The organism is Cellulomonas sp. EB106-03-03-XG116 (assembly GCF_058792015.1).
Genome location: NZ_JBYTEP010000047.1, coordinates 24,498 through 33,223 on the forward strand (window position 1 = coordinate 24,498; position 8,726 = coordinate 33,223).

Here is an 8,726-nt window from a genome sequence, read left to right on the forward strand (position 1 = left end):
CTACCGCGTCCCGGCCCCCGTCCGGCGGGACCGGTGCGCCCGGTCGCGCGCCGCGAGGGCCGCGCCGCCGAGCACCGCGGCCGTCGTCGACGCCAGCAGGATCGCCACCCTGAGGTGCTCGTCGTGGGCGCTGCCGGCCCCGAAGGCGAGCTCGCCGATGAGCAGCGAGACCGTGAACCCGATGCCGGCGAGCAGCCCCACGGCCCCCACGTCCCGCCAGTGCAGGTCGGGGGCCAGGGTCGCGCGGGTGAACCGCGCGACCAGCCACGTCGCCGCCAGGATGCCGAGCGGCTTGCCGACCACGAGGCCGAGCGCGACGCCCTGCGCCACCGGGTCCCGGAGGGCGTCGGCGAGCACCCCGCCGGACAGCGGCACCCCTGCGGCGAACAGCGCGAACACCGGGACCGCGAACCCCGCGGACACGGGGCGCCACCGGTGCTCGAGCCGCTCGGCGACGCTCGACGCCTCACCCGGACGTGCCAGTGCCGGGGCGGTGAGGCCGAGCAGCACGCCGGCGATCGTCGCGTGCACCCCGGACGCGTGCATGAGCGCCCACGCGGTCACGGCCAGCACCACGAGCGCGGCGTGACCGGCGACGCCGGGGCGGCGGACCCGGACCAGCAGCGCGAAGGCCGCCACGGCCACGAGGGACGCGGCGAGCCAGAGCAGGTGCAGCCCGTCGGTGTAGACGACGGCGATCACGACGATGCCGAGCAGGTCGTCGACGACCGCGAGCGTCAGCAGGAAGGCCCGGAGCGACGCCGGCAGGCTGCGGCCGACCACCGAGAGCACGGCGACGGCGAACGCGATGTCCGTCGCGGTGGGCACCGCCCAGCCCCGGGTCGCGCCGTCGCCGGCCGAGGCGGTGACCAGCAGGTACAGCAGCGCCGGCACGACCATCCCGCCGACGGCGGCGACGACGGGCACCACCGCGGTCCGGGCGCGGCGCAGCTCGCCGGCGACGATCTCCCGCTTCAGCTCGACGCCGACCACGAAGAAGAAGATCGCGAGCAGCCCGTCGGTCGCCCACGCCGCGAGGCTGAGGTCGAGGTGCAGGGCCGCCGGGCCGACGACCGTGTCCGACAGCGCGGTGTAGGACGCAGACCAGGGCGAGTTGGCCCACAGCAGCGCGAGGACGGCGCCGGCGAGCAGCAGCACGCCGCCGGTGCGCTCGGCGCGGAGGGTGTCGAGCAGGTTCGCGAGGCCGCCCGGGGACAGCGGGCCGAACAGGCTGCGCGGGGCCTGCGGCTCACCGGGCTGCTGCGGGGCGGGTGCGGGGGAGTGGGACACGGGCGGCTCTCCGTGGGGTCGACGACGGGGACGCCGACCAGACTTCCCGGCACACCGCGGGCGATCCTACCGGCGGCGCTCCCGGACCGGGCGCCCGGGACGCGCGCGGCGCAGCAGCCGGGCGAGGGCGCCGACGAGCACGACGGCGGACAGGCCGGACAGCACCCAGGTCAGCGGTGTCATCCCGCCATCGTGGCGGCGCGCGACGAACGCGGCCGACGACGACGGCCCTCCGTAGGTGGTGGGCGCCGTCAGGCGTCCGCGACGACCTCGGCGGCCGCCGGCGCGGCACCGCTGTCGGCCGAGCGCCGGTCCTTCGGCGGGTCGAACCGGTAGCCGACGTTCCGCACCGTGCCGATGAGCTGCTCGTGCTCCGGCCCGAGCTTGGCGCGCAGCCGCCGGACGTGGACGTCGACCGTGCGGGTGCCCCCGTAGTAGTCGTATCCCCAGACCTCCTGGAGCAGCTGGGCGCGGGTGAACACGCGGCCCGGGTGCTGCACCAGGTACTTGAGGAGCTCGAACTCCTTGTACGTGAGGTCGAGCGGACGGCCGCGGAGCCGGGCGGTGTACCCGCCGGCGTCGATCATCAGCTCGCCCGACGAGATCTCCTGGGGCTGGTCGTCGTAGGACGACCGGGCGGCGCGCTCGATGACGAGCCGGAACCGGGTCTCGACCTCGGCGGGCGTCGCGTTCTCCAGCACGATGTCGTCCGCGCCCCACTCGGCCGTGACGACCGTGAGGCCGCCCTCGGTCAGCACGAGCACGAGCGGCACGGTCAGACCGGTCGCGCGCAGCAGGCGGCACGTGGTGCGCGCGGTCACCAGGTCGCGCCGCGCGTCGAGCACGACGATGTCGGCGTCGGGCGCGTCCACCAGGGCCGAGGGCTCCACGGGCAGCACGCGGACCCGGTGGGACAGCAGCCCGAGCGCCGGCAGCACCTGGGACGAACCCCCCGACGCGGGGGTGAGCAGCAGCAGGTCGGCCACGCAGCGGCCCTCCTCCCGTCCGAATTGGGGACACGGTACCCCTCCGATGTCACGTCGACCCCTGCGTCCGCGACACATCGCGGTGGTACAAGCAGCCCGCGTCCCCGGCCGCTCGCGACCGGCCCGATGCCGGGTGCGGGGCCCCGGGATGCGAGGATGGCGCCCGTGCCCGCCTCGAACCGCGCCGTGACCACGGCCGTCCTGGCGACGCTCGTCGCCGTCGCCGGTGTCCTCGGGGGCGTCTCGCTCGCCGGCCGGGACGGGGTCGTCCTCGCCGCCCTGCTGATCGCCCTCTCCGGCGTCCTCGCGCTCGGCTGGCCCCACGTCGCCGGGCTGCCCGCGCGCGTCGGCAGCGGGGTGGTGATCGGGCTCGCGGGGGTCGCGGCCGTCGTGGTCGTGCACGTCACGACCACCGAGCCGCTGCTGGGCGACGTGCCCGCGGTGTTCGCCGGGGCGGTGCTCGCGGCGTTCGTCGCCGAGCTGGCGCGGCGGGACGGTCGCGAGCGGCTGGTCGAGTCGGTCGCCGGGACCGTCGCCGGCGCGCTGGTGCCCGTGTGCGCCGCCGGCTGGCTCGCGGCCGAGCGCACGGCGGCGGGCGACGCGGTCGTCGTGACCGGCGCGGTCGCCCTCGCGGTCGGGTCCGCCGTCACGGCGCTGCCCCTGCGCGGCTGGGCGGGCGCGGGCGCGACGCTCGGCGCCGCCGTCGCGGGCGGGCTGGTCGCGGGCGCCGCGCTGCCCACCGTCGGGCTGCTGTCGGGGGCGCTCCTCGGCGCGGCGATCGGCGTCCTGGTCGCCGCGGGCGACGCGCTGTTCGACCGGCTGCCCGCGCTGGAACATCGTCTCGCGGGGTGGGCGGTCGCTGTGCTGCCCGTCGCCGTCACCGGCATCCTGGTCTACGTCGTCGGCCGCGTGCTCGTCGGCTGACGACCGGGCCGCCCGCCGGACGCGCCCGCGCCGGGAGTGGGGGTGGGCATGGGGCTGCGCGTGCTGCTGGTCGTCGGCGTGCTCGCGCTCGCGGTCCTCGCCGGCCTGCTCTGGCGCTCGCGGAACGGGCGGTTCGTGGCGGCCCGCGGCGCGGCGACGGCCCCCGACCGGCTGACCGCCGCCGAGGTCGGCGCCCCGCTCGGCGACGCGGCGACGTTCCTCCAGCTGTCGTCCGAGGCGTGCGCGCCGTGCCGCAGCACCGCCGCCGTGCTCCGCGCGCTCGCCGGGGAGCGCGCGGACGTCGCGCACGTCGAGGTCGCCGCCGAGGAGCGCCTGGACCTGGTCCGGCGGTTCGACGTCCTGCGCACGCCCACGGTCCTCGTGCTCGACGGCGCCGGCGCCGTGCGCGGCCGGCTGTCCGGGGCGACGACGCGGCAGCAGGCCGTCGAGGCGCTCGGTGCGCTCGACCCCTGTCCGGCCGCCGCCTGACCGGCTCCCCACCCGGCGCCCCACCCGGCGCCGCGCCCGGCCTCGGCTCGACCACCCCGCCCGCCTCACCCCCTGGAGACCGCCGTGCCCGCGTCCCCCCGCACGCCGCAGCCCGCACCCGCCGCCGCCCGCGGCCCCGCGCCCGACGCCCCGGCCGGCATCGACCCCCGCGGCCCGCGGGTCGGCGCCGCCGTCACCGCCGCCCTGCTCGTGGTGGTCCTGCTGCTCCCCGGCGCCGCCGCGACCGTCGCGCTGGCCGTCGTCGCCGCGCTGTTCGCCGTCGGCGCCGTCCGCGGGGCGCAGGGGTCCGTCCAGGGGCTGCTCTACCGGGGCCTCGTGCGCCCCCGGCTCGCCCCGCCCGCCGAGCTCGAGGACCCGCGCCCGCCGCGGTTCGCGCAGCTGGTCGGCCTGGTCATCACCGGGGCGGGCGTCCTGCTCGCGCTGCTGGGGGTCCCGGGGGCGGTGGTGGTCGCGGCTGCCCTGGCGCTCGTCGCCGCGGTGCTCAACGCGGTGTTCGGCCTGTGCCTCGGCTGCGAGCTCTACCTGCTCGGCGTCCGGGTGCGGCACGCCCGGGCCTGAGGCGTCGGGAAGGCGCGGGGCCGCGTCGTCGTTAGGATCGGCAGATGCACGCACTCGAGATCGTGTTCATCGGTCTGCTCGTCGCCGCGACGCTCACCATCGGGTGGTTCTCCGGCTTCGTCGTCTACCGGCTGTTCAAGGGACAGCGCTGACAAGAAGGGCTTCCATGGCGTTCACGCTGCCCGAGGGCCTCGCCCCGGAGATGTACCCGCTCGCCTGGCTCGTCGGGCGCTGGCACGGCGAAGGCGTCGTGGGGTACCCGGGGATCGAGGAGACGGCGTTCACCCAGGACGTGGTGATCGACCACGACGGCGGCCCGTACCTCTCCTACACGTCCACGATCCGGCTCGTCGTCGTGCCGGACGACGCCTCCGCGATCGCCGACGCCGACGGCGGCCCGGCCGACGCGCCCGCCGCGGACGCGGACGCGGCCGGGGCGGTGTGGTCGACGGAGCAGGGCTACTGGCGCATCCCGCCGGAGCGGCCCGAGGGCATGGGGTCGGCGCTGTCGCCGGTCGAGCTGCTCCTCGCCGACCCGTCCGGGCACGTCGCCGTCTACGTCGGCGCGACCGGCAACGGGCGCATCGACCTGGTCAGCGACGTCATCGCCCGCACCGCGTCCGGCGCCGAGGTGTCGGCGGGCAAGCGCCTGTACGGCCTGGTGAACGGCGAGCTGATGTGGGCGCACGACCTCGCCGCGTTCGGGCACGAGCTGCAGTCGTACGCCTCCGCGCGGCTCGCCCGCGTGACGGACTGAGATGTCCGACGACGTCGCGGCCGCACCCGCGGAGCCCCGGCACCGCAGCCCGCTGCTCGACCGGCACGGCGCGGTCGCCGCGTCCGGGCCCGACGCGGGCGTGGCCTGGCACTACGGCGACCCGACCGCGGAGCAGCGCGCGCTGACCCGCGGCGGCGCCGTCGTCGACCAGTCGCACCTCGGGGTGGTCCGGGTGGCCGGGCCCGACCGGCTGTCCTGGCTCAACTCCATCACCTCGCAGGAGCTCACCGCGCTGCCGCCGCGGACCTCGACGGAGACGCTCGTGCTCAGCCCGCAGGGGCACGTCGAGCACGCCGCCGCGGTCGTGGACGACGGCGAGGCCACCTGGCTGATCAGCGAGACCGCACCCGCGCTGGCGGCGTGGCTGGACCGGATGCGGTTCCTGCTGCGCGTCGAGGTCGCGGACGTGACGGACGACTGGGCCGCGATCGGGGAGCCGGTCGACGCCGAGGGCGCCGAGGGCGAGCCGGTCACCTGGCGCGACCCGTGGCCGCGGACCCTGCCCGGCGGCACCCGGTACGGCCTGCCCGACGACGAGCACCCCGGCGCCGACCGGGCCTGGCGGCTCGTGCTGGTGCCCCGCGCCGGCCTGGCCGACGCGGTGCGGGCGCGGGAGTCCGCGGGCTGGCCGCTGGTCGGCACCTGGGCGAGCGAGGCCGTGCGCGTCGAGGCGTGGCGCCCGCGCGCCGGCCGCGAGGTCGACCACCGGACGATCCCGCACGAGCTCGACTGGCTGCGCACCGCCGTGCACCTGCACAAGGGCTGCTACCGCGGCCAGGAGACGATCGCGCGGGTGCACAACCTCGGCCGGCCGCCGCGCCGGCTGGTGATGCTGCACCTCGACGGGTCGGGCCACGTGCTCCCCGAGGCCGGCGCGGTCGTGCGCGACCTCGGCGACCTGCTCAGCACGGGCGAGCCCGGCCGCGAGGTGGGGGTCGTCACGACCGTCGCCCGGCACCACGAGCTCGGCCCGGTCGCGCTGGCGGTCGTGAAGCGCTCGGTGCCGGTGGACGTCGAGGTCGTGGTCGAGGCCGACGGCGGCGTGCTGACCGCGGGCCAGGAGATCGTGGTCCCGGGCGACGGCGTGTCCGTCGACCGCCCGGCCGCGCGGGGGCCGCTCACCCGCGGCCTCGGCGGCCACCCGATGCTGTGACCGCCCGGTGACGGGGGCGGCGCGGCCGGACCGGGGACCCTCCGCCGTCCGGGTGCAGGTCGCCGCGCGCGTGCGGCAGGGTCGTGCCCGCGTGCGGACGGCGTTCGTGCCGGTCCTGCAGGCCGTGCTCGCCGCGGGCGTCGCCTACTGGATCGGCTCCGCCGTGCTCGGGCACAGCGCGCCGTTCTTCGCGCCGGTGAGCGCCTGGATCGCGCTCGGGTTCACCGCCGACCGGGACCTGCGCCGGGTGGCGGAGCTCGCGGTCGGCGTCGCGATCGGCGTCGGCCTGGGCGACCTGGTCGTGCACGTGATCGGTACCGGCGCGTGGCAGGTGGCGTTCGTGCTGCTGGTCGCGGCGCTCACCGCCCGGTTCCTCGACCGCGGGCCGATGCTCACGACGCAGGCGGGCGTGCAGGCGATCGTCATCGTCGGGCTGCCCGCGGTCAGCGCGTCGGGCGGCCCGGTCGGGCGCTGGACCGACGCCCTGGTCGGCGGCCTGGTCGCGCTGGCGGTCGCCGCGCTCACGCCCAGCGACCCGCGGCGGCGGCCCCGCGCCCAGGGCCGGGCCGCGGTGGAGGAGCTCGCCGGGATGCTCCGGCTGCTCGCCCGCGGGATGCGCGGGCCGTCGGAGCACGACGTCGAGGACGCCCTCATCCGGGGCCGCGCGTCCCAGCCGGCCCTCGACGAGTGGCAGGACGCCGCCTCCTCGGCCCGGGACCTGGCGCGGGTGTCGCCCGCGGCGCGCCGGCACCGCACCGAGCTGGCCTGGATCGGGCAGTCGGCCGTGCGGGTCGACCGCGCCGTGCGCAACTCCCGGGTGCTGGCCCGGCGTGCGCTCGCGTCGGTGCAGGCGGACGGGGAGCGCGACCTCGGGCCGGTCGCGGACGCGGTGGACCGGGTGGCGCTCGCGGCGGACGCCCTGGCGGCGGCGCTCGGGGCGGGGACGGAGCCGCTGCGGGCCCGGGAGGACCTGCTGCGGCTGGCCGGCGAGCTCGACCCGTTCACGCTGACGCCCGACGACCTCCAGGCGCAGAGCCTGCTGCTGCTGGTGCGCTCGCTCGTCGTCGACCTGCTGGAGGCGGCCGGCGTCGACCCGCGCACCGCGCGCGAGGCGCTGCCGGAGATCTGACCCGCCCGGCTCCGCGGCGCGGACCCGCCGGGCCCGCCGGGCGCGCGGCGGCCGGCGCACCGTAGGCTCGCCCCGTGATCTTCGGCAACGTGCAGGTGCTGCTCTTCCTCCTGTTCACCCTCGTCATCCTCGTGCTGGCGGTCTGGGCGCTGGTCGACGCGCTGCGCCGCCCCGCGTCCGCGTACGTCGCGGCGGGCAAGCAGACCAAGCAGATCTGGTCGATCATCCTGGGCATCGCCACCGCGGTGGCGTTCTTCTCGGTGCCGCCGCCGCTCGGGCTCGGGGCGTTCCCGACGTTCCTCGCGCTGCTGAGCGCCGTCGCCGCGATCGTGTACCTGGTCGACGTGCGCCCGGCGGTCGCGCCGCACTCCCGCCGCCGCGGCAGCGGTGGCGGCCAGGGCCCGACCCGCGGCGGGTGGTGAGCGTGCCCGGCGTCCGGCAGGGCGGCCCCGACCTGGCCGAGCGGCTGCACGGCGCGGCCGCCGCGGCCGTCGTCGCGCGGCACGCCGAGGGGGCGGGCGACGTCGCCTCGGCCGCGGTCCCGCTCGCCCGCGTGGTGCGCGGCGAGCTCGTCGAGTCGGTGCACCTCGGCCACCTGGTCGTGCTCGCGCCGGACGGCTCGGTGCGGCTCGCGCTGGGCGACCCGGAGGTCACGGTGCTGGCCCGGTCGTCGCTCAAGCCGCTGCAGGCCGTCGGCATGCTCCGCGCGGGCCTCGACCTCGACGGGCCGCACCTCGCCCTCGCCTGCGCCAGCCACGACGGGACCCCGGAGCACCTCCGGGTCGTGCGCGAGACGCTGCTCGGCGCGGGCCTGGACGAGTCGGCGCTCGACAACACCCCCGACTTCCCGCTGGACGCCGAGGCGGCGTTCGCGTGGCGCACCGAGGGGCACGGCAAGGAGCCGGTCGCGCAGAACTGCTCCGGCAAGCACGCGGCGATGCTGGCGACCTGCGTGGCGCACGCCGGCGAGCCCGGCTGGGAGCCCGCCGAGTACCGCGAGCCCGAGCACCCCGTGCAGGTCGCGTGCCGCGCGGCGGTCGAGGAGCTCACCGGCGAGCAGGCCTGGCACGTCACCGTCGACGGCTGCGGCGCGCCGCTGTTCTCGACGACGCTGGCCGGGCTCGCGCGGGCGTTCGCCCGCATCGCGGTCGCGCCGGTCGCCGACCCCGGCACGCCGCTCGCCCGGGTGGCGCTGGCGATGGCCGAGCACCCCGAGCTCGTCGGGGGCGCCGAGCGGGACGTGACCCGGGCGATGCGGGCGGTGCCGGGGCTGGTCGCCAAGGACGGCGCGGACGGCGTGTACGCGGCGGCGCTCCCGGACGGGTCCGCGGTCGCGTTCAAGGTCGCCGACGGCGGCGGGCGGCCGCGGCCCGCCGTGCTCGCGGCGGCGCTCCGGGT

General features: G+C 78.0%; 10 protein-coding genes. 8 read left to right on the plus strand and 2 right to left on the minus strand.

The genetic code is table 11. The annotated features are described in order from the left end of the window. Both nhaA and AC3WUG_RS15520 read right to left on the minus strand, forming a co-directional pair. Entirely contained in the window at positions 1-1,290 is a 1,290-nt protein-coding gene (nhaA, locus tag AC3WUG_RS15515; protein ID WP_492328488.1) for a Na+/H+ antiporter NhaA, read from the minus strand. 251 nt (positions 1,291-1,541) lie between these two features. Beyond that, positions 1,542-2,276, minus strand: coding sequence for a winged helix-turn-helix transcriptional regulator (locus AC3WUG_RS15520; protein WP_492328489.1), 735 nt, complete (start codon positions 2,274-2,276; stop codon positions 1,542-1,544). A 156-nt stretch (positions 2,277-2,432) separates the two neighbouring features. On the opposite strand from AC3WUG_RS15520, the gene AC3WUG_RS15525 reads away from it, so the two are divergent. From AC3WUG_RS15525 to AC3WUG_RS15560, 8 genes are all read left to right on the plus strand, one after another. After that, complete coding sequence (locus AC3WUG_RS15525; RefSeq protein WP_492328490.1) at positions 2,433-3,200, plus strand: hypothetical protein; 768 nt, start codon at positions 2,433-2,435, stop codon at positions 3,198-3,200. Positions 3,201-3,248: 48 nt separating this feature from the next. Then, on the plus strand, positions 3,249-3,689 hold the full coding sequence (locus tag AC3WUG_RS15530) for a thioredoxin family protein (RefSeq protein WP_492328491.1): 441 nt from the start codon (positions 3,249-3,251) through the stop codon (positions 3,687-3,689). Between the two features lie 84 nt (positions 3,690-3,773). Continuing rightward, entirely contained in the window at positions 3,774-4,268 is a 495-nt protein-coding gene (locus AC3WUG_RS15535) for a DUF4395 domain-containing protein (RefSeq protein WP_492328492.1), read from the plus strand. A gap of 166 nt (positions 4,269-4,434) precedes the next feature. After that, the gene (locus AC3WUG_RS15540; protein WP_492328493.1) at positions 4,435-5,025 is read left to right on the plus strand and encodes a heme-binding beta-barrel domain-containing protein; all 591 of its coding nucleotides are present in this window, start codon (positions 4,435-4,437) and stop codon (positions 5,023-5,025) included. Position 5,026: 1 nt separating this feature from the next. Further along, positions 5,027-6,199: a CAF17-like 4Fe-4S cluster assembly/insertion protein YgfZ gene (gene ygfZ, locus AC3WUG_RS15545; RefSeq protein WP_492328494.1), complete on the plus strand. Its 1,173-nt coding sequence runs from the start codon at positions 5,027-5,029 to the stop codon at positions 6,197-6,199. A gap of 91 nt (positions 6,200-6,290) precedes the next feature. After that, on the plus strand, positions 6,291-7,328 hold the full coding sequence (locus AC3WUG_RS15550; protein WP_492328495.1) for an FUSC family protein: 1,038 nt from the start codon (positions 6,291-6,293) through the stop codon (positions 7,326-7,328). A gap of 74 nt (positions 7,329-7,402) precedes the next feature. After that, on the plus strand, positions 7,403-7,750 hold the full coding sequence (locus AC3WUG_RS15555; protein ID WP_492328496.1) for a DUF2516 family protein: 348 nt from the start codon (positions 7,403-7,405) through the stop codon (positions 7,748-7,750). Between the two features lie 2 nt (positions 7,751-7,752). Then, a partial coding sequence (locus tag AC3WUG_RS15560) for an asparaginase (protein ID WP_492328497.1) occupies positions 7,753-8,726 on the plus strand: 974 nt, incomplete at its 3' end.